Consider the following 23275-nt stretch of genomic DNA (forward strand, 5'->3'; position numbering starts at 1 on the left):
GGGGGGCCCGGGCGGGGCGGGGGGGGGGGGGGGGGCGCGGGGGGGCGCCCCCCCCGGGGGGGCCCCCCGGGGGGGGGCCCCCGCGCGGGGCCCATGGCGTAGCGCACGAGGGGTATCGCATGGTTGTCCGCCATAGTGATCGGTATGGATGATCCTTCCGCTTCCGCCGGTTTCCCGGCTCGGCCGACTCTGCCGAAGGGGCCGGAGGGCGGGGTGCTGCGAACCGCGCGCCTTGAGCTGCGTCCCGCGCGCGCGGACGACGTGGACGTGTACACGCGCTTATGGACCGATCCCGATGTGCGGCGCTTCCTCGGCGGGCCCGTCGGCAGCCACCGGCTCCGTCTGCGGCAGGAGAGGTTCGACTCGCGCCCGCACGTGTTCAGCGTGACCACGGGCGAGCGGGACGAAGTGATCGGTACGGTCTCGGTCGATGTCTCCGAACGGCGGGCGGGGAGCTGGGAAGTGGCCTACTCGTTCCTGCCGGAGCACTGGGGACACGGCTACGGGCGCGAGGCCGTGGGCGCGCTCGTCCGCTGGGTCCTTGAGGCCGCCCCGGAGCGCGACGCGTCGCTGATCGCTGTCACACAGGAGGCGAACGCACGCTCGCGGCAGATGCTGGAGGCCGTCGGGATGCGGCTCCAGGACCGCTTCGTGGAGTTCGGCGCACCGCAGGTGCTGTACGTGATCGAACACGGCGACCGGCCGCCGCCGGCCTGGTCGGGCGAGGGATGACGGGCGTTCGCCCGGTGCGTGGTGCGGCGCCGGTAAATGAGTTCGCCCGGCGGGCGGCGGAAGGGTAGGTGTGGGGCATGACGTCATCTCTTGAGGCCGATCCCCCGGTGGACGACCTGCTTCCCACCACCCGGCGCGCGTTGCTGCACCGGGTCGCCGTCGGCCAGTCGCAGGGGCGCGCGCCCTCCCTTGTCGGGGCGGTGGCACGGGACGGGCGACTGGTGTGGCAGGGGTCGCGCAGTTGCGTGGACGGGCACGCGCCCGACGCGGACACCCAGTTCAGGATCGGCTCCATCACCAAGACGTTCACGGCCGTGCTGGTGCTGCGGCTGCGGGACGAGGGCCTTCTCGATCTCGACGATCCGCTGGAGAAGCACGTGCCGGATACGGGCGTGGGGGAGGTGACGATCGCTCAGCTGCTGGGCCACGGTGCGGGATTGCGGGCAGAACCGCCGGGGGACTGGTGGGAGCGCACGCCCGGCGAGCTGCGTGCCGCGACCTCGGACGTTCTCGGAGATTCGGCGCTGCTGCACCCGGCAGGGCGGCGGCACCACTACTCCAACCCCGGCTACGCGCTGCTCGGCGCCGTCGTGGAGCGGCTGCGCGGGGAGCCCTGGGAGGACGCGCTGCGGCGGGAGATCCTCGTACCGCTGTCGCTCGACCGTACGACGGCCGGTCCCGTCGCCCCGCACGCGGGCGGCTGGGCGGTCCACCCGTGGGCCGACGCCATGCTCCCCGAGCCGCCGCAGGACCTCGGAGTCATGGCGCCGGCCGGTCAGTTGTGGTCGACGGCCCGGGATCTCTGCGCGTTCGGCACGTTCCTCCTGCGGGGCGACGAGCGGGTGCTGAGCGCCGCGTCCGTGGCGGAGATGAGGACGGCGTCCGTGCCGCCCGAGCCCGACGACTGGGCGGGTGGATACGGCCTGGGTGTCCAGCTCGCCCGGCGGGGCGGGCGGACGCTGGTGGGTCACACGGGCTCGTTGCCGGGCTTCGTCGCCTGCCTCTGGGGGAACGCCGAGGAGGGCCTTGTCGCGGTCGCGCTCTCCAACGCCACCTCGGGTCCTGCGATCGGTGGGATCACCGCCGACCTGGTGACCCTCGTGGCGGACGCCGAACCGCGTCTGCCGGAGCCGTGGCGGCCCATGGGAACCTTCGACAAGGAGTTGCTGGAGCTCACCGGGCAGTGGTACTGGGGCACCAACGCGTTCGGGCTGAAGCTCGTCGCGGACAACGGGCTGGAGCTGTACCCGCTGCGGGGCGCCGGGCGCGGTTCACGTTTCGTCGCCACGGCGGGCGGTCATGACGCCGATGGCGGGCGAGGTGATGGCGGCTCCAGCGGCGGCAACGCGGTCGCTGAGCGGAGTTGGCGCGGCCTGGACGGCTACTACGCGGGGGAGACGCTGCGCGTCGTGCGGCGGCCGGACGGCAGCGTGAGCCACCTCGACCTCGGTACGTTCGTCTTCACGCGGCAGCCCTATGCGCCGGCCGATGCCGTCCCGGGTGGGGTGGACCCGGACGGCTGGCGCTGATCCGACCCGTCGCGCGTGACCGGTCCGGAGTCCGAGAGGGCGGGGCTTGTGCCGGGTGCGATGTTTCACGTGAAACACCGCCCCCGTACGAGCCCGGCCGGGGGCCCTAGGGTCCTCGTCGGAGTACGACGAGCCCGGCCCGGCCCCGAAGCCCTCGTCAGAGCGTCATCTTGAAGCCGAGGTGCGAGGCCGTGAAGCCCAGGCGCTCGTAGAAGCGGTGGGCGTCGACGCGGGTCGCGTCCGAGGTCAGCTGGACGAGCTGGCATCCCTGTCGCCGGGACTCCTCGACGGCCCAGGTGATGAAGCGGGTGCCCAGGCCGCTTCCCCGCTCGTCCGCGTGGACCCGGACACCCTCGATGATCGAGCGGGAGGCGCCCTGCCGGGAGAGGCCCGGCACGATCGAGAGTTGCAGCGTGCCGACCACCCGGTCCGCGCGTACGGCGACCATCAGGTGCTGGTGAGGGTCCGCGGCCAGACGCTCGAACGCCTCGGCGTAGGGAGCGAGATTGCTGGGGTCCTCGCGCTGTGCGCCGAGTGTGTCGTCCGCGAGCATCGCCACAATGGCCGTGAGATCGTCCGGAGCGGCGGGTCGTATCGCCAGGTCATCAGTCATGACCGCCACCTTAGGGTCTCCCGATTGGATCACGCCGGTCTCGCATGCCCCGACCCCGTCCCGCGGAGCTCCCTCCGGGCCCCTCGCCCCGTCGTGCCTCAGCACGTGGCCATGGACAGTGGTGCGAACCGCCGCGCCGGGTCACCGGGGAGCCCTGGGCTGTCCCGGATCATGACGGGGCTGGTCAGTACCGTGTCCAGGCCCTGTTCCTTCAGCCATGTGAGCAGGTCCTCGTGGCGTGCGTCGATGTCCGTGCGCAGTGGACGTCGGGCAGCGCTGCCCAGCGAGGCGAGCAGTGCCTTCGCCGTCGCCGTGTCGCGGCCGATCAGCGGGCCGACGATGTCGTGGGAGTCGCTGGGCCAGGTGGCCCCATAGCCGATCACCTCTGACCCATCCAGGGCGACCCGCAGTTGATCGGCGAAGACCGGGAGCCGAGTGATCATCAGGGTGCGGTCGACGCCGAACACCTCCGCGTCCAGCCGGGCGATCGCCGGCAGGTCATCGGCGGTGACGGTGCGGACCGCGATGCCCTCGGGGGACGGTTCCGACAGCGGGGCCGAGGCACCCAGCCGCCCCACCAGCCGGACGTTCTGGGCCGTCGTGGTGAATCCCAGCCGCTCATAGAGGGGCTGTCCGAACCGGGTCGCGTAGAGCGCGAGCGGCGCGCCGTCGGCCTCGCGGAGCACGTGGTCCATCAGCTGCCTGCCGAGGCCCTGCCGCTCGTGGTGGGAGGCGACGAGCAGCATGCCGATCACGGCCAGCTCACGGCTGTGCCCGGCCTCCGGCGTCCCGTACCGCATGAGAACGCACGCGCCCGCCAACCCCTGGCCGCTCGGGTCGTCGATTCCGTATCCGTTTCCGGCCGTGAGCAGCAGCCGCCACTTGCGCTCCTCGGGTGGCCAGCCCCTGCCCTCCGCGAGCGCGACGCAGAACGACAAGTCGCGCATGGTCAAAGGCCGGATCGGGAGCTCGGCGAGCGGTGTCGGCATGGGCCCAGGCTGACGGAGCCAGTGATCGTTCGTCCAGCGCTTTAGGTAAAGTGGCCACAAATCCGAGGTCCGGTTTCACGTGAAACACGACACAGTCCCCGGGGTCGGCCATGCGTACTACTGTCCCCTTCATGGCCACCCCACGCAGACTGCACCTCTTCGATGTCGACGGCACGCTGATCAGGGGTTCTGCCGCAGCTGTGGAGATATCCCGCCAGCTCGGGCTGGCCGCTGAGATCGCTGAACTGGAGCGGGAATTCGTCACGCTCGGTCTGTCGGCCGCCGACTTCGCGGTGCGGGCCAGGGAGCTGTGGGCGCAGCTGACGTGGGAGCAGGTGACGGCCGCCTTTGAGCAGGCTCCCTGGATGGACGGCATCCCCGAGGTCTGGGCTGACATCCGTGCGCGGGGGGACTACTGCGCGGTGATCTCGCTCGGTCCGAGCTTCTTCGTGGAGCGACTGCTCGACTGGGGAGCACACGCGACCCACGCCTCGGTCTGGCCGGCCCCGCCGTTCACCGAACCGATCGTGCGCTCCGGCATCCTCAGCCCCCTGGCCAAGGTCCACACGGCGGAGCGGCTCTGCGCGGAGCTGGGGCTGGACCTGAACCAGTGCGTCGCGTACGGGGATTCGATGTCGGACGCCGAGCTGTTCCGGGTGGTGGGGAACGCGGTGGCGGTCAATGGCGACCACCATGTCGCGAACATCGCGACGCACGTCTACAACGGCGGTGATCTGCGGGGCGCCTACGCGCTGATCCGCGACTGACCGGGAGCGCGGCATCTGGGCCGACCCTGGACGCGTCGGCCGCCGGTTGTGACGTCGTCGGCCGTCACCGCGTCGGTTCTCACCGGCTCGGTCGTCACCCCAGGTCGGGTGCGTGCATCGCCCGTACGCCCTCGATGTTTCCGTCGAGGTAGTGCCGCAGCGACAGCGGTACGAGATGGACCGCCGCGATCCCGACGCGGCTGAACGGCACCCGGACGATCTCGTACTCGCCCCGCGGCTCCTCCACCTCGGGGCCGTGCCGCTGCGAGGGGTCCATGGAGGCCAGACGGCAGACGAAGAAGTGCTGGACCTTGACGCCGGAGACGTCCGAGGCGTCCTCGGCGATGTGCTCGACGGTATCCACGAAGCACGGCACCACATCGGTGATCTTGGCGCCGAGTTCCTCATCGACCTCGCGGTGCAGCGCTTCGACCACGGTGGGGTCGGTGTCCTCCACGCCCCCGCCGGGGGTGACCCAGTAGGGCTCCACGCCTGGTCTGGTGCGTTTGATCAGTATCAGGTCGTCGCCGTCGAGCAGGATGGCGCGTGCGGTGCGCTTGACCACGGGCCGTTCGGTCATGGGAAGAGATTGGCCCGTGGGGCGGCTCCCGAAACGCCTGCCGTCCCGGCTCTCACCAGTCCCCGGCAGCACGCAGCAGCCACTCGTGCGCCCGCGCGATCGGCGGCAGCGTCAGTGTGCCGGCGCGCGCGACGAGGAAATACGTGCGCAGAGATGGCACCGGCGGTTCGAGCAGGGCCACGACCTCGCCGCGGTCGAGCGCCCCCTGGCACAGGTAGCGGGGCAGGACGGCGAGCCCGGCGCCCGCGGTGACGCAGCCGAGCACGGCCCGCAGGTCGGGGACGATGACGGTGCCGGCGGCGGTGGGCGTGGAGTCGAAGACGGCGGCCCAGTAGCGGGAGACGAACGGCAGTGACTCGTGCACCTCGACCACTGGCAGCTGGGAGAGCACGGCGTGGCCCTCCCGCAGGACGCCGGTGCCGAGCCGCGCGGCCCGCTCGGGTCCTGCGACCAGGACGTGTTCCTCGTCGCACAGGGGGACGGCGGTGAGGAGTTCGCCGCGCGGCCGTGCCGTGGCGACGGCCAGATCGTGGTGGCCGGCGGCGAGGGACTCCAGGGTTTCGCCGGCGTTCGCGAAGAGCGCGGTCCGCAGCACGAGGCCCTCGGCGACGAGCGGCACGAGCGCGGGAAGCACCCGCAGGGAGATGAGTTCCGGAGGGCCGGCGAGATGGAGCGTCCGGACACTGGAGCTGTCCCCGAGGCCCGTCTCGGCGATCTCGACGAGCGCGTCGAGGTGGGGTGCCGCCCGGTGGGCGAGTTCGTCCCCGACCGTCGTCGGGATGACGCCCCGGGCCTGACGCAGGAAGAGCGGCCTGCCGAGCTGCCGTTCCAGCGCCCGTATCTGGCCGGTCACGGCGGGCTGGGAGAGACCGAGGAGGGCGGCTGCGCGGGTGAAGGAGCCCGCGCGGTGCACGGCCACGAAGGTGCGCAGCAACGCGAGGTCCATGTGCCGTCCTCCTCCGCGAACGTGGCCTTGCCGCCGGAGCATGGCCTTCGGGCGCTCAACTATAAATTTGTCGATAGGCCAGTGCGTCTTCCGTGATTGGACTCTGACGCTGAGTCAACTAGCCTGGTGCGTGTGGTTCTTCCCGCGGGGAACCCGGGGACGGTCCGAGCCACGAGGGGGGAGGCTCGGACCGTTCCTCTCCGCGGGGGCAACCGGGCGGTCGGACGGCTGGACTGCCGGTCAGTGGGTAGCGCTGTTTCCCGTGAAACCAAGGTTGTCCAGCGCGTGCAGGACGTCCGCCACCAGGTCCTCGGGGTCCTCGGCGCCCACCGAGAACCTGATGAACCCCTCCGGCACGGCGTCGCCGCCCCAGCGTCCCCGCCGCTCCGCGGTGGACCGTACGCCTCCGAAGCTGGTCGCGTCATCCACCAGGAGCAGCCCGTCCAGAAAGCGCTCCGCCTGCTCGCGGTCGGGCAGCGTGAAGGACAGCACGGAACCGTAGCGGCGCATCTGGAGCGACGCCACGGCGTGGGACGGGTCGTCGGGCAGTCCCGGGTAGCGCAGCCCGCTCACTTCGGGGCGCTCGCGCAGCGCGTGTGCCAGCGTCAGGGCGGTGGCGCACTGCCGGTCGTTGCGCAGCTGGAGCGTGGCGAGGGAGCGGTGCGCGAGCCATGCCTCCATCGGCCCCGGGATTGCCCCCACGATCTTGCGCCAGCGGCGCACGGACGCGGCGAGCGAGGCGTCCGAGGTGGTGACGTGGCCGAGAAGCAGGTCCCCGTGGCCGGTCATGCCCTTGGTGTCACTGGCGACCGAGAAGTCCGCGCCGAGTTCGAGCGGGCGCTGGCCGAGCGGGGTGGCGAGGGTGTTGTCCACGGCGACGAGCGCCCCGCCGCTGTGGGCCTCGCGCACCAGCGCGCGGATGTCGCACACGTCGAGTCCGGGATTGGACGGCGTCTCGATCCACAGGAGCTTCGCGCCGCCGAGTGCCTTCCGCTGGGCGTTCCCGCCGGTCGGCGCGGTCCGGACGTCCACGCCGTACGCGGTGAGCTGCTCGTGCAGCAGGGGTAGCGCCTGGTAGCCGTCGTCAGGGAAGACAGCGATGTCGCCGGGGCGCAGCTGGGACAGGGCGACGGCGGAGATCGCGGCCATGCCGGAGGCGAAGACGACGGTCTCGACGGGGCGCCCCGGGGACTCCAGCTCGCCGATGGCCCGCTCCAGGTGTGTCCAGGTCGGGTTCTCGTCGCGGCCGTACGTGTACGGGCCGGTCGGCTCGCCGGGCAGGTGGTAGTGGGCGGCGAAAACGGGCCCCGGCAGGGTGGGCTCGTACTTCAGCGGCTCCGGCAGGCCGGCCCGTACGGCGCGCGTGCCCTCCCCCGTGCCGCGCGCCATGGGCCGGCCGCGGTGCCCGCTCTCGTCGCCCCCGGCCGTGGCCTGGTTCTGCGGCGCGTCGTCGTGGCTGGTCACGGCTTCGCCTCACCGTCGGCGATCGTCTTGACTGCGGGAATCTTCATGGTCTGATCGTGGCATGAAGGCATTCCGACTGGACGAGCTGGAGGCGGAACGTGCCGCCAACGACGGCGCCTACCTCCAGTTCATGCGCGCAAAGAGCATGTCGCTCGGGCTCTACGCGCTGGACGCGGGCGAGATGGACCGGCAGCAGCCCCATCAGCAGGACGAGGTGTATCTCGTGGTGAGCGGCCGTGCGTCGATCACCGTGGGAATGGAGACGACCCAGGTGGCGAGAGGCAGTGTGGTCTTCGTGCCGCGCGGTACCGCGCACAAGTTCCACCACATCACGGAGGATCTCCGGGTCATGGTCGTGTTCTCTCCCCCGGAAAGCTGAGCGGCGGCCCCCCGTACCCCTGAGCGGGACTCAGGGTCGGATCAGGGGAGAGCAGGGGATGCGGGACCCCCGTTTCGCCCGCCGGCCTTCTAGCATCGAGAGAGTCAAACGGACGCGCCCGCGGAAGTCGGATGCGCCGGACATGAGCCGGAGAGGTCCGGAGGAGTGAGGTAGAGGCGATGGCAAGGCGGGAGATTTTCGCGGGGCTGCCCTGGTGGGTGAAGTGGGTCGCCATACCCCTGATCGTCCTCGTCGTGTTCGGGGGACTGATCACCACGATCGTGGGGTTCGTGATCGGACTGCTGTTCAAGGCCCTGATCCTGGTCGCCCTGGTTGGTGGACTCATCTTCCTCGTACGCAAGTTCACGTCGTCATCCTCGAAGGGCGGATGGTAGCGAACGCCACTGGTGAGCCGGTTAGCCCGCGCGGGGGAAAGCCGTACGGGAAACCACCCTTGGCCGTGGTGTGCCTTTAGAGTGACTGGTCTCTGCCGCGTCCCTGGCGGTTCCCGCGGGGGGGGGGGGGGCCCGGGGGGGGGGCCCCCGCGGGCGGGGGGGGGGCCCGGCGGCACCCCTGGGGGTGACCCATGGCCACAGCGCCACCTTCCGCCTTGAAAGCGGCACACATCCCGGACGCCGTCCAGCATCTGGCGCGGGCGGCCCGGGCGGCCCCGCGCGCCGGGGCGCCCACGCTGATCGGCTCCGTGCAGCGCGCCCTGCGCCTGCTGGAGTCGGTGGCGTCCCACCGGGACGGAGCCCCGGCGAAACAGCTGGCCCGCGAGGCCGGGCTCCCCCTCGCCACCACGTACCACCTGCTGCGCACCCTGACCCATGAGGGATACCTCCGCCGGGAGGGCGGTGTATTCCTGCTCGGATCAGCCGTACCCAGGTTGGCCAGGGACGAAGCGCTGCAGAATCGTCGCAGCAAGATCGTCGAGATGCTCCGGTCGCTGTGCGATCAGCTGGGCGCGCCCGTCTACTTCGCGGTCTACCGCGACGGTGAGATCGAAGTCGTCTCCACGGCCGACAGGCCCGAGACGCCCGCCGTCGAGGAGTGGGCCGACTTCCGTGCGACCGGCCACGCGCACGCGATCGGCCAGTGTCTGCTGAGTCAGCTCGACGGCGCCGCGCGCCGCGACCACCTGGACCGATACCCCGTCTCGGCGCTCACACCCCACTCCGTACGCAGCACCGGAGCCCTGCTCACCCGCCTCGCCGCGCTCGACCGTACGGCGCGCGACCCGCTGCGCCCGGTGGTCGAGCGGCAGGAGTACGCACTCGGCACCGCCTGCGCGGCACTGCCCCTGGCGGTCGGGCCCGCGCCCGCGGCGATGGCCATTTCTGTGCCACTCGACAGGGACGAACAGCTGCTTCCCATCGTGGAACGGTTACGCAGAGAGATCAGCACGCTGCTGACCTCGGGAACCTTCTCTATCAGTATCTGAAAAATTACTCCTTGTGATCTGATAGCGCTTCGAGGACGATTGCGTCAAGGGGGGCAAGGGGATCATTCCTAGCCGTATCTACTCCGGAGTGGTGCATGATGCGCGAATCGGTGCAGGCCGAGGTCCAGATGAGCTTCCTCGTCTCCGAGGAGCTTGCCTTCCGGATTCCGGTTGAGCTCCATTACGAAACCGAAGACCCCTACGCGGTGCGCATGACGTTCCACCTGCCCGGTGACGCGCCCGTCACCTGGACATTCGGCCGCGAGCTGCTGCTCGACGGGATCAACGTCCCGAGCGGGGACGGCGATGTGCACATCGCCCCGACCACGCCCGAGGATCTCTCGGACGTCCATATCCGACTTCAGGTCGGCGAGGACCACGCGTTGTTCCGGGTGAGCGCCGCGCCCCTCGTGGCGTTCCTCGACCGCACGGACAGACTCGTTCCGCTCGGCCAGGAGCAGGCGGCCGGGGACTTCGAGGGGTCGCTGGAGAAGGAGCTCGGCCGCATCCTGGCCGAGGAGAACGCGGGCTGAGGCGAGGCCCGGGACAGACGCCGAGCCATGCCGGTCGGGCCGCGGGTTGAGACAGGTGGATCGCGTGCGTACGGGGAGAGGAGACAGGCGCCTGGACCATGTGTGCGGCGGCAGATGAGTGGAGAAGCGCGGTCGCGGAGGCGGCCGACGACGCGGACCGGCCGTGTGCCGTGTCGCGGCCGGGACGACGGGCGGCCCCCGAGCCCTACCCGTCAGCAGGCCGCGGCCACGGCCACGGACCCGGGAAAGGCCGGGACACGGTTCAGCGGGTGCGACGGTGTCCCCGGGCCCCTGGGCCGCGCGCGGGCCCGGGCCCCGCGGCGCCCTGGCCGGGCACGGACCGGGGCGGCACGCCCCTCATCGGGGGTGGCGCCGAGCGGTCCGCCGAGACCACCAGGGCGGCCAGCGCCGTGGTCACGGGGACGGATGCCACGAGGCCGATCGAGCCCACCAGCGTCCTGACGATCTCCTCCGCGACCAGCTCGCTGTTGGCGACCGTTCCCACGCCCGAGTCAGCGATCGTGAACAGCAGCAGGAGCGGCAGCGCCGCGCCCGCGTATGCCAGGACCAGCGTGTTGACGACCGAGGCGATATGGTCCCGGCCGATCCGGATGCCCGCCCGGTACAGCCCGCGTGGCCCCATCGAGGGGTCGGCCTGGTGGAGTTCCCAGACGGCGGAGGTCTGGGTGACCGTCACATCGTCGAGGACGCCCAGCGATCCGATGATCACCCCCGCCAGGAGCAGGCCGCTCATGTCGAGCCCCGGGTAGAGGCCGTGGATCAGTCCGGTGTTCTCGTCGGTGTTCCCGGTCAGGCTCGTCCAGTGGATGAACACCAGCCCCAGCGCACCCGTCAGCAACAGCGAGACCAGCGTGCCCAGGACCGCGACCGAGGTGCGGGCCGTCAGGCCATGGCACAGGTAGAGCGCGATCAGCATGATCGCGCCGGCTCCGATCACGGCAACGAGCAGCGGGTTCGAACCCTGGAGAACCGCGGGGAGAATGAACAGGGTCAGGACGCCGAACGACACGGCGAGCGCGACGAGCGCCATGACGCCCCGCATCCGTCCGACGACGACCACCGCCAGCGCGAAGATGCCCGCCAGAAGATACAGCGGGAACTTCCGGTCGACATCGGTGACGGAGTACTGGAGGTCGTGCGGCGCCTGCGGCGCGTACGCGAGGACGACGCCTTGTTTCACGTGAAACTGCCGCGGCGCGTCCGGTTGGACGACCTCGTCGAATCGCCGGCCCTTGTCCTTGCCAGTCATCACCTCGATGGTGGCCTTCTTGCAGCCCCCGCCGTCGGCCGGGGTCTCGGGCGGTGACGATGCCGAGCCGCCGGCCGCCGTACCCCCGGAACCGGATGAATCCCCCGGGTCGGACGAACCTCCGGCGTCGGACGCCGGGTTGCCCGATGCGGGCAGCTGCGCCGCATGAGCGTCGTCGCAGGACATCGGCACGATCCGGGTCACCCGGCCCTGTTCGGTCGCCTGGTCGAAGCCCACGCCGGACCGGTGGTGGGCGGGTGCCGCGCCCGGCCACAGCACGACCAGTCCCACGACCACCGCCGCGGCGAAGGGGATCAGCACCGCCGCGATGACCGTACGGAGGTGCCGGGAGACCGGGGCGGCCGGCCCGTGATGATGCGTATGGCCACCGGGACGGACGGTCCCCGACGGCTCGGGCGGCAACGCGGAAGGGTGGCCGGGTGGCAGCGGGAAAGGCTGGCCGGGCGGCCACGGGGAAGGCGGCCCGGGCGGCAGCCCGGAAGGCAGCCCGGAAGGCGGGCCGGGTGGCTGTTCGGCGCCTGGACCGGGCGGCGGCTGTCCGGGTCTCCGCTCCGGCGGCCGGCCGGAGGGCTGCTGAGGTCGGGTCACAGGCCAGATCATGCCAAGGGCGCGGGGAGGCCCTCTGGTCTTCGAGAAGTCCATGGCGTTAGCGTGGACGGGCATTTGCACACGCGGGAGCTCGGAGCACCGGGCTGAGAGGGCGCTGACGTGTGGTGACGTGGGTTCTGACCCCGCACCCCCACGCTGCGCCGACCGCCGAACCTGTTACCGGGTAATGCCGGCGTAGGGAGTTTGGTCTCATGACCGTTCAGGACACACAGACGTCTGCCGTCGGATGGCACAAGGGGTACGTGCAGGGCTCGCGCCCCGATCTCCGCGTGCCCGTACGGCGGGTGCACCTCACCAACGGCGACGACGTGACGCTGTACGACACGTCGGGCCCGTACACCGATCCCGGCGTCGAGACGGACGTACGGCGCGGACTCGCGCCCCTCCGGGAGAACTGGATCACCGCGCGAGGCGACACCGAGGAGTACGCGGGGCGGCCCCCGCGCCCCGAGGACGACGGCCTCAAGCACACCACGCCGCGCGGCGGACTGCGCAACCTCGACGCGGTCTTCCCGGGGCGCCCCCGGCAGCCGCGCCGCGGCAGGGACGGTGCCGCTGTCACCCAGCTCGCGTACGCGCGGCGCGGCGACATCACGCCCGAGATGGAGTACGCCGCCATCAGGGAGAACGTCCCGCCCGAGACGGTGCGCGAGGAGATCGCGGCCGGGCGGGCCGTGCTGCCCGCCAACGTCAACCACCCGGAGATCGAGCCGATGATCATCGGCAAGAAGTTCCTGGTGAAGGTGAACGCCAACATCGGCAACTCCGCGGTCACCTCCTCCATCGAGGAGGAGGTCGACAAGATGACCTGGGCGACCCGGTGGGGCGCGGACACGGTCATGGACCTCTCGACGGGCCGGAACATCCACACCACGCGGGAGTGGGTCCTGCGCAACTCCCCCGTGCCGATCGGCACCGTGCCGCTCTACCAGGCGCTGGAGAAGGTCGACGGCAAGGCCGAGGAGCTGACCTGGGAGATCTACCGGGACACGGTCGTCGAACAGGCCGAGCAGGGCGTCGACTACATGACCGTCCACGCGGGCGTCCTGCTGCGGTACGTACCGCTGACCGCGCGCCGCAAGACGGGCATCGTCTCGCGCGGCGGCTCGATCATGGCGGCCTGGTGCCTGGCGCACCACCAGGAGTCGTTCCTGTACGAGAACTTCGAGGAGCTGTGCTCGATCCTCGCCTCGTACGACGTGACGTACTCCCTCGGTGACGGGCTGCGGCCCGGCTCCGTCGCGGACGCGAACGACGAGGCGCAGTTCGCCGAGTTGCGCACGCTCGGCGAGCTGAACACGATCGCCAAGCGGCACGGCGTGCAGACGATGATCGAGGGCCCCGGCCATGTGCCGATGCACAAGATCAAGGAGAACATCGACCTCCAGCAGGACGTGTGCGAGGAGGCGCCGTTCTACACGCTCGGCCCGCTGACGACGGACGTCGCCCCGGCGTACGACCACATCACCTCCGGCATCGGCGCGGCGATGATCGCGTGGTGGGGCACCGCGATGCTCTGCTACGTCACGCCGAAGGAGCATCTGGGTCTGCCCGACCGCGACGACGTGAAGACCGGCGTCATCACGTACAAGATCGCGGCGCACGCGGCGGACCTGGCCAAGGGCCATCCCGGGGCACAGGAGTGGGACGACGCGCTGTCGGACGCCCGCTTCGAGTTCCGCTGGGAGGACCAGTTCAACCTGGCCCTCGACCCGGACACGGCCCGCGCGTTCCACGACGAGACGCTGCCCGCCGAGCCGGCGAAGACGGCGCACTTCTGCTCGATGTGCGGGCCGAAGTTCTGCTCGATGAAGATCTCCCAGGACATCAGGCGCAAGCACGGCGGCGACCTGGGCGCGGTGGAGATCGAAGAGGGCATGGCGGAGAAGTCCCGCGAGTTCGCCGCGTCGGGCAACCGCGTGTATCTGCCGCTGGCGGACTGAGCCAGGACACCGCACGGCCGCCTTGCGCCCTCGGGCGCGGGCGGCCGTGCGGGTCGGGCGGATCTCGTAGGGTGCGGGGGTGAGTGTCGTGGTGGAGGTCGTGGAGCGGGTGACCGCCGAGTTGGTCGAGGCGTTCGGGCGGCTGCTGCCGCAACTGTCCTCCGGCGCGAAGCCGTTGGACGAGGAGGCCCTCGTCCGGATCGTCGGCTGTGAGACCAACCGGGTCCTGGTCGCGCGCGGCGACGGCGGGCGGATCGTGGGGACGCTGACGCTCGTCGTGTTCCCGGTGCCGTCCGGTGTACGGGCGCGGGTCGAGGACGTCGTCGTCGACGCCGAGGCGCGCGGGCAGGGTGTTGCCGGGGAGCTGAGCCGGTACGCGCTCGGGCTCGCGGGCGAGGCCGGGGCGCGGAGCGTGGATCTGACGTCGCGGCCGGAGCGGGCCGCCGCCAACCGGCTCTACGAACGGCTCGGGTTCGAGCGGCGCGAGTCAATTGTCTACCGGTTCACGATCAGTGCGGCGGGCGCGGCCGGGTAGGGGCGCTCCCGCGGAAGGAGGTCCGCCGCCCGTGCCGTGTCGCCCTCGCGCACCAGGGCGTGGATCGTGCGCGCCAGGGGCGTGACGTCCCTGATCGAGTGCACCCAGTCGTCCGCGTACCGTCGTGTCATCGGCCCTGAAAGGCCGAGTTGGAGCGAGCGGTGGGGCAGTGGGCGCAGGTGGAGGTCGCGTTCCGGGTCCCACTGGACGCGGGCGGGGGAGCTCTTCAGGGTCCGCCGCCATGCGTCGTGATCCCCGTGCAGGCGTGGCACGTAGTGGGAGAGGCAGGCGCTCTCCAGCGCCAGGTCGAAGCCCTCGCGGGTGATCTCCACCGCGAGGACCGTCTCCTGGCCCTCCTTGGCGCCCCAGCCGCAGCGGTACATCATCCACAGGAACGACGGCTTGATCCACGTCATCCGGTCGCGCTTCCAGGCGAGGGGGAAGCGGCCGTCACGCGCCGCCGGCGCCCCGATCCCCGGGGCGTACGCCTGGTAGACGGTGATCGTCGTGTCCGTGTAGTCCGCTCTGATCTCGTACGCGGGGGTATGGCGCGCGAGGGCGGGCGCGGTGCTGGGCATGGTTCCCGAGTATCGGGTGGCGGAGCGTCACACGGCCAGGAGTTTTTCCGAGACCTCCCACAGCCGCTCGGCCGCCGTCGGGTCGAGGGCGTACGCCGCGACGCCTGGGGTGTCCGCCCACTCGGGTTCGGCGTCCGGGTCGTGCGGCAGCGACTGGTCGCAGTTCTCGAAGTAGCGCCCGCCGACGCCCTCGACCAGCGGGGACGCGGCCAGCAGCGTCGAGGTGGCCGCGCCCTGCTCGGGGGTCCGCCACGGGTAGTCGGCTTCGACGGAGCGGAACTCCTCGCTCTTGTCGTCGCCCGCCTGGTGCCGCTGGAGATTGGTGCGGATGCCGCCCGGCATGAGGGCGTTGGCCGTGATCCCGTCCGCCGCCCACCGCCTGCTCGCCTCGACCGCGAACAGCACGTTCGCCGTCTTCGACTGCCCGTACGCCGACCACGCGTCGTACGGGCGGCGCTCGAAGTGGAGGTCCTCGAAGACGACCGGCGAGAACAGGTGCCCGCTGGAGCTGACGGAGACGATACGGGCGCCGCCGCCGCGGCCCGCCTCGGCGAGCGCGCCGTGCAGCGCCCTGGCCAGGCCGAAGTGGCCGAGGTGGTTGGTGGCGAACTGGAGCTCCCAGCCCTCGGGGGTGCGGTGCGGGTCGGGCAGCGCCATCACTCCGGCGTTGTTGACGAGCATGTGCAGCGAGCCCCGCCAGCGGCCGGCGAACGCGGCGACGGACGACCGGTCGGTCAGTTCGAGCGGCTCGACCGCGACGGTGTCCCTGCCGGTGGTCGAGGCGATGTCCGCCGCGACGCGCCTGCCGGCCTCCGGGTTCCGTACGGCGAGGGTCACGGCGGCGCCGGCGGCTGTCAGCGCGCGGGCCGTCTCGACGCCGATACCGGAGGCGCCACCGGTGACGACGGCCCGCCGGCCGGACAGGTCCACGCCCGCGAGGACGTCGGCGGCGGTCGATGCGCGGGTGAAGGGCGTGGTGATGCGGTCCTGAGGGGTCATCGCTCTCGTTCCTCGGTCGTGTCCGGGCGGCGTGCCGGGTGTCCGGGTCGTCGCGCCGTGCTGCTGGGCTGCCGGGTGGTTGAGCCGTGGCGTCGGCTGTCCGGCCGGGTGCGTCATGGCGCCTGTCGGGCCGGGTGTGCCGGGTGGTTGCGCCGTCGTGTCCGGTCTCGTGTCCGGTGTCGCGTCCGGCCTGTTTCCACCGTCGCGCGGGGGAAGGACGCGTGCCATGTCCCCCGTTGTCCTGGTAGTCGCAGGGCCCCCGCTGAGGAGGTGGCGGGCGGGTCGGGCCGCTCTACCGTGGAGGGATGAGCGACAGCAGCGACCTGGGGGTCTACCTGCGGGCCCGGCGCGACCTGGTGTCACCTGGGGCGGTGGGTATCGACGCCGCGGGAGCGGTGGGGACCGGCGGTCGCCGGCGGGTGCCGGGGCTGCGACGTGAGGAGGTCGCCCTGCTGGCCGGCATCTCCTCCGAGTACTACCTGCGCCTGGAGCGCGGCCGTGACCTGCACCCCTCGCCGCAGGTCGTGGACGCTCTCGCGCGCGCCCTGCTGCTGGACGAGGACGCCACCGCGTACCTGCACGGCCTCGCGGGGCAGCGGCCCCGCCGGCGGCCGGTCCGGCGCCGTGCGGAGCGCGTCGGGGCAGGCCTTGAGCAGTTCGTGCTGGCCAGGACCGATGTCGCCGCCTTCGTCCAGGGCCGCTACCAGGACGTCCTGGTGGCCAACGTGCTGGCGACCGCGCTGAGCCCCTGGCAGGCCAAGGGCGTCAACCTGTTGCAGGCCACCTTCCTCGACCCCGGTGTCCGCGCCATGTACGGCGACCAGTGGCCGCGCATCGCGGAGGGCGTGGTCGCGTCCGTCCGCGCGCTCGCCGGGCCGGAGAACCGGGACGCGTATCTGGAGAGGCTGGTGGGGGAACTGTCCGTACGCAGTGAGGAGTTCCGCGCGCTGTGGGCGCGGCACGACGTACGGCCGCGCACCAGCGGATCGGCCGTACTGCGCCACCCCCAGGTCGGTGAGCTGTCCTTGCGGTACGAGAAGCTCGCGGTGCCCGGGGCGGACGGGCAGCGGCTCGTACTGTTCCACGCGGTGCCGGGCAGCCCGGCGGCGGACGCGCTCGCCCTGCTGTCGCACCTTGCGTACGAGGGGACGGCGCGGCGCGCTCCGGACACCCCGGACGGGAACGGCCCCGGCGGCGAGGGCGCGGACACCGGCAGGGACGTCGGCGGGAGCGTCGATACGGGTCCCGGCCCCGCCACCGGTACGGCTCCCGGTCCCGACTCCGGTATGGGCGACGGCGCCGCTACGTGAGCCGGCCGATCGCCTTCGTTCGCGGGCCCGTGCCCGTCACTCCGGCTGGTGGTCGGGGCCGCCGTAGTCCGGGCTGCTGAAGTCCGGACTGGCGTAGCGGGGGCGGCTGCCGCTGGACGCGCCCTCGCCCGGGCTGGAGAAGTCCGGCCGGCTGTAGCCCATCTTGGGTAGCTGGTGCCCCTGGCCCTGGCGCCGGTCCCGGTCGTGTTCCGGGCCGCGTCCCTGGCGGCTTTGCTCCCCGCCGCGATCGGCGCCGGAGGCCGCGCGCGGTTCGGAGGACGCCCGCGGTTCGGTGGCGGCCGAAGGCGCGGACAGCGCCGAGGGTCCGGGGGAGGCCGGTGCCACCGACTCCTCGGCCTCCCGCAACGTCCGCCGCAGGTACGGCACGATGCCCCGTTCCAGCAGGGCGGTCCGCCACTCCTCACGCGCCTCGGCGAGTTCGCCGGCCTCCTCCGTCCCGCCCGTCCCGAGGGAACGGATCTGGGTCGAGCCGTTGCGCAGCGCGGTGATCACCAGGCCGACGCCCCCGGCCAGAATGCCCAGCGCCATGACCGAGGCGAAGAACCAGCCGAAGGAGATCAGCGCGTCGTCGAGCGGATGGGCGGGGCCGAGCGCTTTCAGCAGATATCCGGCCAGTAGAAAGATCACCGCGGCAATCGCGGCGAGTACCGGCACCAGGACCGCGACCACGGCGATTATTCCCGCGCCCGTCGCCGCGGGATCTCCGAGCACGGAAGTGCGGGGCATGCGCGGGGCCGAAGCGGAAGACATCGAGGAAGCCGTGGAGGCGGCGGACGATGACAGGGACGAGTCCGTCGAAACGAAGGACCGGGGGCCGGAAGGCGACGGCTTTTCGCGTACGGGCAGCGGCCGGGACCCACGTGTTTCCTCGCGTACCTCCCGGTAGTGCTCGTACTCGGGGGCGGCGGACTGCGCGATCAGTGACTGCGCGTCAAGTGCCATGCCGCGCAACTGGTTCGCCGTCAGATGACGCCCGATGGCGGCCAGTTCAGGGCGTTCGTGTGCGTTGCGCAGCGCCTCGTCGAGGGCCCGCTCGAATTCCGCGCGGTCCTCGACCAGCAGGTGCGGAGCGCTTTTCATGGTGCATCCCCCGATGCTCCGTAAGGCCTGTACGCCCGTTGGGGCAACGGGCGGTGGACAGAAACGGAGGAGAGTCTGCTACGGATACGCCGATGGTAGAGCGATTCCGGCCCACCGTGACAGGGACTTTCGCGAAATCCCCTTTCTGACGGGTATTCAGTTGTGCAGGGGAAGCTGGACGACCAACAGTTTTCCGGCCATGGTCACACCGCCGTCCATCGCGATGGCCAGCCCGTCCGCGTAGACGTGCGGCCCCTCCACCACGGGGTCGGAACGGCCGCTCTCGTCGTCGGGGTCGTCCGTGCCGGCCTCGCCGAGCAGGTACGGGATGGGGCTGTGGCCGTGGACGACGCGGGCGCCGCCGTAGGAGGCGAGGAGTTCGCGGACGGCGTCGGGGCCGTCGTCGCGGAACGCGAAGCGCTTGGTCAGCTTCCGGAACAGGTCCCAGCACTCGTCGGCGTCGTTGCGGGTGAGGATCTGGTGGACGGTGTCGTTGACGTCGTCGATCGTCGTCCCGTAGTCCAGATACGCCGTGGTGTCGGAGTGCATCAGCAGATGCCCGTCCTCCTCCGCCACCGCGTCGAGCCGCGACATCCACTGGAGGTGGACGTCCTGGAGGCGCTCCATGTCGTGCTGCTGGCCGCCGTTGAGGAGCCAGGCGGCGTGGAACGTCGCGGTGCCGGCGCCCGAGCTGACCGGGGTGGGGCCGAACCGCTTCGCGCCGAGGAGCAGCAGCTCGTGGTTGCCCATGAGCGCCTTGCAGTAGCCGCCGGCCGCCGCGGCCTCGGCGGAGAGCCGCATGACGAGGTCGATCACTCCGACGCCGTCGGGGCCCCGGTCCGTGAAGTCGCCGAGGAACCAGAGGCGTGCGGTGCCCGCCGACCAGCTGCCTTCGGCGTCGACGAGGCCCTGCTCCGCGAGGGCCGCGAGCAGCTCGTCGAGGTATCCGTGCACGTCGCCGACGACGTACAGCGGGCCGAGGCCCGGCTGCGCGTCCTGATCCTCCAGGGTCTCCATCCGGAGGGTGGGCGCGGGTGCGGGCACGGAGCCGATCACCGGCAGGTCCCGCTCGGTGGGGGTGTAGCCCTCGGGCAGGTCGGTGTCGGGCACGGCGTTGCCGGGGTGCACCGGCGCGACGGGCTGCCCTGCCTCCGGACGCTGCTCCCCGAGCGGCGGCACCTGGGGCGCCTCGGGCAGCGGCGGAGCGCCGGGGACGTCAGCCGCCTGGTGCGCCTGGGACGCCGGAGATACGTGCGGTACGTGCGGTGTGGGCGTCACCGGTTGCCCGGGCGGCTCCGGCTGTGTGCCCGGTGCCTCGCCGGTCCCTACGGGAACCTGCGCGTAGGGCGGCACGCGGAAGTCGCGCAACGTCGCCGTACGCACCACGGGTTCCTCGTCGGCCCCCTGTGTCATCGACCCCTCCACCACCGTCGCGCCGCCGCCGTGCACCGTCCGGGCCCGGCCTGTCGGGTGGGGATCTGCCCACCCGAGTACAGGAGAGGCCTGCGGTGTCGTGCGCCCATCATAGGAATGCAGCTCCTCCTGTGTGACGCACCAGGGGTGGTGAATCCGAACGGGATACCTGTCGACCGGCTCTTTTCGCGCTGATCGCCCCAAAAGGAGAGGTCTGGGGCCGAGCCCGCGTCCCGGGAGGCGGGGCCGGAAGGCGCGACGTACGGCACCGCCCGCGCCGAGGACGCGAGATCGCCCTGAACGCGTGTCGGGACCGGGACGCCCGGACGTGGGGTTCGCGGCGGCCCGGACGCACGGAGTCGAGTGCGGGTGTACGGGTGCGGGTGTACGGGTGCGCGGGGCCCGGACGCACAGGGCCCGGTGCGGGCGTACGGGTGCACGCGGCCCTGACGTACCTGACGCCCCTGACGTACCGGCGCGCCGCCCTCCGGCCGGACGTACGACGACGGGCCGGCCGGAGGGTCAGGGGCGGTCGCTCGACGGGGAGCGGGGCGCGCTCACCGTCGTACGCGGTGGACGGCGCTGCGAGGACGTCCGCACGATCAGCTCTGTCGGTATCACCCGCTCCAGGGGGCCGTCCGTCTCGATCCCCTCGATCGCGTCGATCAGCAGCTGGACCACGGCGGTGCCGATACGGCGCGGCTTGAGGGAGAGCGTCGTGATGGGCGGTTCCGTCGCCGCGTAGACCATCGACTCGCTGCAGCAGACCAGCAGCAGATCGTCGGGGACCCGCAGGCCGTACCTGCGGGCGGCGGCGAGCAGGTCGGTGCCATTGGGGTCGAAGAGACCGTAGACGGCGTCGGGCCGGTCGGGCCGGGCCAGCAGCCGGTCGGCGGCGACCGCGCCCGCGCAGGGGTCGTGCGCGGGGTACGACTCGTAGACGGGGTCCTGGCCGACGCGTTCGCACCAGCGCAGGTACGCCGTCGTGGACAGCCGGGTGTAGGTGTCCGTGGTGGTGCCGGTCAGCAGTCCGATCCGGCGCGCGCCCGCCTCGGCCATGTGGTCGAGCAGGTCGAGCACGGCCGCCTCGTGGTCGTTGTCGACCCAGGCGGTGACCGGCAGCGTGCCCGCTGGCCGGCCGTCCGAGACGACCGGCAGCCCCTGGCGCACGAGCTCCGTGACGACGGGGTCGTGGTCGGACGGGTCGATGACGACGGTTCCGTCGAGTGCGACGTTGGACCAGACGTCGTGCTGCGAGGTGGCCGGCAGGATCACGAGGGCATAGCCGCGGGCGAGCGCCGCCGAGGTCGCGGCCCGCGCCATCTCGGCGAAGTAGGCGAACTCGGTGAAGGTGAAAGGTTCATCCCCGTACGTGGTGACGGTCAGACCGATCAGCCCCGACTTGCCGGTTCGGAGCGTCCGCGCGGCGGCGGACGGCCGGTAGCCGAGGCGCTCCGCGACCTCGCGGACATGGCGGCGGGTGGCATCGGGTAACCGTCCCTTGCCGTTGAGCGCGTCCGAGACGGTCGTGATGGAGACACCGGCCGCGGCGGCTACGTCACGGATACCGGCTCTGCCGCCCTGCCGGCCGCCCCTGCGCGTCGTGTCCGTCCGGCTCACCTGGTGTTTCCCTGCTGCTGTCATGGCGAGCCGATAGTAGGGCGCGGGCAGGTGGTTGGGCGTGTCGCAAATGCACCACTTGGCAGTCACGTTTCTGCATGATCATTTACGACTGAAACCTAGAGAAGCAAAGGGAGTTGCCGCTCGCGCAGTGATCTTGCATGCGTGGAGCGCTCTATGCCTGGGGCGGGGGTCATGTCTCGAAGAGGTCTCAACTCACCACTACGAGGGACGCGCGCCACGGCGCGAGCCACCGGCGCGCGCTGTGAGGAAGTGCGCCCCCTGGGGATCGGCCCCGGCGCGAGGCGCTCCGGGCGCCGGTCGTGCGGGGCGCGGGCGCCGGATACGAGGGGCGCGGGCGCCTGTCGCGGGGCGCGCCGGGGGCCATGCTCGGAGGGGGCGCGAGGCTTCGTGCGGGCCGAGTGGGGCTCCGTGCGGAAGCGGGCGGAGGCCGCGACGGATGTCGCGCGGATGTGGCGGTCGTCAGGCGGACGTGGCGGTCATCACGTGGGCCGGGGCTTCCCGGCCGTTCGCAGGGGTGCCATCTCCTCGTAGGCTGAGGCCGTGGGGCCGGCGGAGCTGCCGGTCCGGTCGGGTGGACGGCGAGGAGGAACAGCGGTGAGCGAGACGGGCCCCAGGCTGCGTACGCAGTTGGACGGCATCCCCACCTACAAGCCGGGCAGGCCGGCTCCGGCGGGCGGGGCCACCACGTACAAGCTGTCGTCCAACGAGAACCCGTATCCGCCGCTGCCTGGGGTGATGGAACAGGTCGCCGTCGCGGCCCGGAACCTGCACCGCTACCCGGACCTGGCCTGCACCGCCCTGACCGGCGAACTGGCCGAGCGCTTCGGCGTGCCCGCGTCGCACGTGGCCACCGGCACGGGATCGGTGGGCGTCGCCCAGCAGCTGCTCCAGGCGACCTCGGGCCCCGGTGACGAGGTCGTCTACGCGTGGCGCTCCTTCGAGGCCTACCCGATCATCGTGCAGATCTCCGGAGCGACCTCGGTACAGGTGCCGCTCACTCCTGACCAGGGCCACGACCTGGACGCGATGGCTGCGGCGATCACCGACCGGACGCGGATGATCTTCGTCTGCAACCCCAACAACCCCACCGGCACCGTAGTGCGCCGGGCCGAACTGGAGCGGTTCCTCGACCGCGTCCCGGCCGATGTGCTGGTCGTACTGGACGAGGCGTACCGCGAGTTCAACCACGACACCGCGGTGCCGGACGGCGTCGAGATCTACCGGGACCGGCCCAACGTGGCCGTGCTGCGCACCTTCTCGAAGGCGTACGGGCTCGCCGGGCTGCGGGTCGGCTTCGCGATCGCCCACGAGCCGGTCGCCGCCGCGCTGCGCAAGACGGCCGTTCCGTTCGGCGTGAGCCAGATCGCGCAGGACGCGGCCGTCGCGTCCCTGCGCGCGGAGGAGCAACTGCTCGTACGGGTCGACGCGTTGGTCAAGGAGCGCGATCGAGTGCTCGGCGCGCTGCGGGCCCAGGGCTGGACGGTGCCCGAGACGCACGCCAACTTCGTCTGGCTACGGCTCGGCGACCGCTCGCTCGACTTCGCGGCGGCATGCGAGAAGGCCGGCGTGGTCGTCCGGCCGTTCCCGGGGGACGGCGTCCGGGTGACGATCGGCGAGGCCGAGGCCAACGACCTGTTCCTGAGCGCGGCGGAGGCATTCCGCAAGGAGCTGTAGCGGCCGCGGGCGTCGGGGGCGCGGCGGGCGCCGCGGGCGTCGCAGTTGTCGCGGGCGCCGCACCCGTCGCGGGCGCCGCACCCGTCGCACCCGTCGCAGTCGCCGCGACCGTCGCAGTCGCCCCAGTCGCCCCAGTCGCCGCGATCGTCGCAGCTGCCGCGAGCACCGCAACCGCCTCCACCGCGGATGCCGACCAAGACGG

At 71.8% G+C, this 23275-nt stretch carries 22 protein-coding genes; 11 read left to right on the forward strand and 11 right to left on the reverse strand.

Going from position 1 to position 23275, the window contains the following annotated elements:
• The first annotated feature begins 144 nt into the window (after positions 1-144).
• The gene (locus LCE31_RS11980; RefSeq protein WP_225014183.1) at positions 145-732 is read left to right on the forward strand and encodes a GNAT family N-acetyltransferase; all 588 of its coding nucleotides are present in this window, start codon (positions 145-147) and stop codon (positions 730-732) included.
• A gap of 77 nt (positions 733-809) precedes the next feature.
• The gene (locus LCE31_RS11985) at positions 810-2261 is read left to right on the forward strand and encodes a serine hydrolase domain-containing protein (protein ID WP_225014184.1); all 1452 of its coding nucleotides are present in this window, start codon (positions 810-812) and stop codon (positions 2259-2261) included.
• 157 nt (positions 2262-2418) lie between these two features.
• On the opposite strand, the gene LCE31_RS11990 is transcribed toward LCE31_RS11985, so the two are convergent.
• Together LCE31_RS11990 and LCE31_RS11995 are read right to left on the reverse strand one after the other, a co-directional pair.
• Complete coding sequence (locus tag LCE31_RS11990; RefSeq protein WP_225014185.1) at positions 2419-2874, reverse strand: GNAT family N-acetyltransferase; 456 nt, start codon at positions 2872-2874, stop codon at positions 2419-2421.
• 98 nt (positions 2875-2972) lie between these two features.
• Positions 2973-3863 (reverse strand): GNAT family N-acetyltransferase, encoded by an 891-nt coding sequence (locus tag LCE31_RS11995; RefSeq protein WP_225014186.1) that lies wholly within the window; start codon positions 3861-3863, stop codon positions 2973-2975.
• 131 nt (positions 3864-3994) lie between these two features.
• Between LCE31_RS11995 and LCE31_RS12000 the strand changes: the two genes are divergently transcribed.
• Entirely contained in the window at positions 3995-4630 is a 636-nt protein-coding gene (locus LCE31_RS12000) for an HAD family hydrolase (RefSeq protein WP_225014187.1), read from the forward strand.
• 94 nt (positions 4631-4724) lie between these two features.
• Here the strand turns inward: LCE31_RS12000 and LCE31_RS12005 are convergent, their stop codons facing one another.
• The 3 genes from LCE31_RS12005 to LCE31_RS12015 all read right to left on the reverse strand — a co-directional run bounded on the left by LCE31_RS12005 (position 4725) and on the right by LCE31_RS12015 (position 7545).
• Complete coding sequence (locus tag LCE31_RS12005) at positions 4725-5210, reverse strand: NUDIX domain-containing protein (protein ID WP_225014188.1); 486 nt, start codon at positions 5208-5210, stop codon at positions 4725-4727.
• Between the two features lie 52 nt (positions 5211-5262).
• Entirely contained in the window at positions 5263-6156 is an 894-nt protein-coding gene (locus tag LCE31_RS12010; protein ID WP_225014189.1) for a LysR family transcriptional regulator, read from the reverse strand.
• A gap of 240 nt (positions 6157-6396) precedes the next feature.
• Complete coding sequence (locus tag LCE31_RS12015; RefSeq protein ID WP_225014204.1) at positions 6397-7545, reverse strand: cystathionine gamma-lyase; 1149 nt, start codon at positions 7543-7545, stop codon at positions 6397-6399.
• 136 nt (positions 7546-7681) lie between these two features.
• On the opposite strand from LCE31_RS12015, the gene LCE31_RS12020 reads away from it, so the two are divergent.
• From LCE31_RS12020 to LCE31_RS12035, 4 genes are all read left to right on the forward strand, one after another.
• Positions 7682-7999, forward strand: coding sequence for a cupin domain-containing protein (locus tag LCE31_RS12020; RefSeq protein WP_225014190.1), 318 nt, complete (start codon positions 7682-7684; stop codon positions 7997-7999).
• A 179-nt stretch (positions 8000-8178) separates the two neighbouring features.
• A complete protein-coding gene (locus tag LCE31_RS12025; RefSeq protein ID WP_225014191.1) occupies positions 8179-8394 on the forward strand; it encodes a DUF5326 family protein in 216 nt (71 codons plus the stop codon).
• Between the two features lie 296 nt (positions 8395-8690).
• A complete protein-coding gene (locus tag LCE31_RS12030) occupies positions 8691-9443 on the forward strand; it encodes an IclR family transcriptional regulator (RefSeq protein ID WP_374118457.1) in 753 nt (250 codons plus the stop codon).
• A gap of 98 nt (positions 9444-9541) precedes the next feature.
• Positions 9542-9976 carry an SsgA family sporulation/cell division regulator gene (locus LCE31_RS12035; protein WP_225014206.1) on the forward strand — a complete coding sequence of 145 codons (435 nt, stop codon included), beginning with the start codon at positions 9542-9544 and terminating at the stop codon, positions 9974-9976.
• A gap of 262 nt (positions 9977-10238) precedes the next feature.
• Here LCE31_RS12035 and LCE31_RS12040 read toward each other — a convergent pair whose 3' ends face one another.
• Positions 10239-11867, reverse strand: a complete 1629-nt coding sequence (locus LCE31_RS12040) for a YibE/F family protein (RefSeq protein ID WP_225014207.1) — start codon at positions 11865-11867, stop codon at positions 10239-10241.
• Positions 11868-12067: 200 nt separating this feature from the next.
• Between LCE31_RS12040 and thiC the strand changes: the two genes are divergently transcribed.
• A complete protein-coding gene (gene thiC, locus LCE31_RS12045; RefSeq protein WP_225014192.1) occupies positions 12068-13819 on the forward strand; it encodes a phosphomethylpyrimidine synthase ThiC in 1752 nt (583 codons plus the stop codon).
• 79 nt (positions 13820-13898) lie between these two features.
• Positions 13899-14354, forward strand: a complete 456-nt coding sequence (locus LCE31_RS12050) for a GNAT family N-acetyltransferase (protein ID WP_225014193.1) — start codon at positions 13899-13901, stop codon at positions 14352-14354.
• On the opposite strand, the gene LCE31_RS12055 is transcribed toward LCE31_RS12050, so the two are convergent.
• Positions 14315-14932 (reverse strand): DUF4291 domain-containing protein, encoded by a 618-nt coding sequence (locus LCE31_RS12055; protein ID WP_225014194.1) that lies wholly within the window; start codon positions 14930-14932, stop codon positions 14315-14317. The genes LCE31_RS12050 and LCE31_RS12055 overlap by 40 nt on opposite strands.
• A 27-nt stretch (positions 14933-14959) precedes the next feature.
• Entirely contained in the window at positions 14960-15931 is a 972-nt protein-coding gene (locus LCE31_RS12060) for an SDR family NAD(P)-dependent oxidoreductase (protein WP_225014195.1), read from the reverse strand.
• 305 nt (positions 15932-16236) lie between these two features.
• On the opposite strand from LCE31_RS12060, the gene LCE31_RS12065 reads away from it, so the two are divergent.
• Positions 16237-17241, forward strand: coding sequence for a helix-turn-helix transcriptional regulator (locus LCE31_RS12065; protein WP_225014196.1), 1005 nt, complete (start codon positions 16237-16239; stop codon positions 17239-17241).
• A 36-nt stretch (positions 17242-17277) separates the two neighbouring features.
• Here LCE31_RS12065 and LCE31_RS12070 read toward each other — a convergent pair whose 3' ends face one another.
• From LCE31_RS12070 to LCE31_RS12080, 3 genes are all read right to left on the reverse strand, one after another.
• Complete coding sequence (locus LCE31_RS12070) at positions 17278-18342, reverse strand: hypothetical protein (RefSeq protein ID WP_225014197.1); 1065 nt, start codon at positions 18340-18342, stop codon at positions 17278-17280.
• Positions 18343-18498: 156 nt separating this feature from the next.
• Positions 18499-19755, reverse strand: a complete 1257-nt coding sequence (locus tag LCE31_RS12075; protein ID WP_225014198.1) for a metallophosphoesterase — start codon at positions 19753-19755, stop codon at positions 18499-18501.
• Between the two features lie 522 nt (positions 19756-20277).
• Positions 20278-21399: a LacI family DNA-binding transcriptional regulator gene (locus LCE31_RS12080; RefSeq protein WP_225014199.1), complete on the reverse strand. Its 1122-nt coding sequence runs from the start codon at positions 21397-21399 to the stop codon at positions 20278-20280.
• A 594-nt stretch (positions 21400-21993) separates the two neighbouring features.
• Here LCE31_RS12080 and hisC point away from each other — a divergent pair.
• Positions 21994-23073: a histidinol-phosphate transaminase gene (gene hisC / locus LCE31_RS12085; protein ID WP_225014200.1), complete on the forward strand. Its 1080-nt coding sequence runs from the start codon at positions 21994-21996 to the stop codon at positions 23071-23073.
• Positions 23074-23275 lie beyond the last annotated feature (202 nt).

It is taken from the genome of Streptomyces sp. 8L (assembly GCF_020176795.1).
GTDB lineage: Bacteria > Actinomycetota > Actinomycetes > Streptomycetales > Streptomycetaceae > Streptomyces.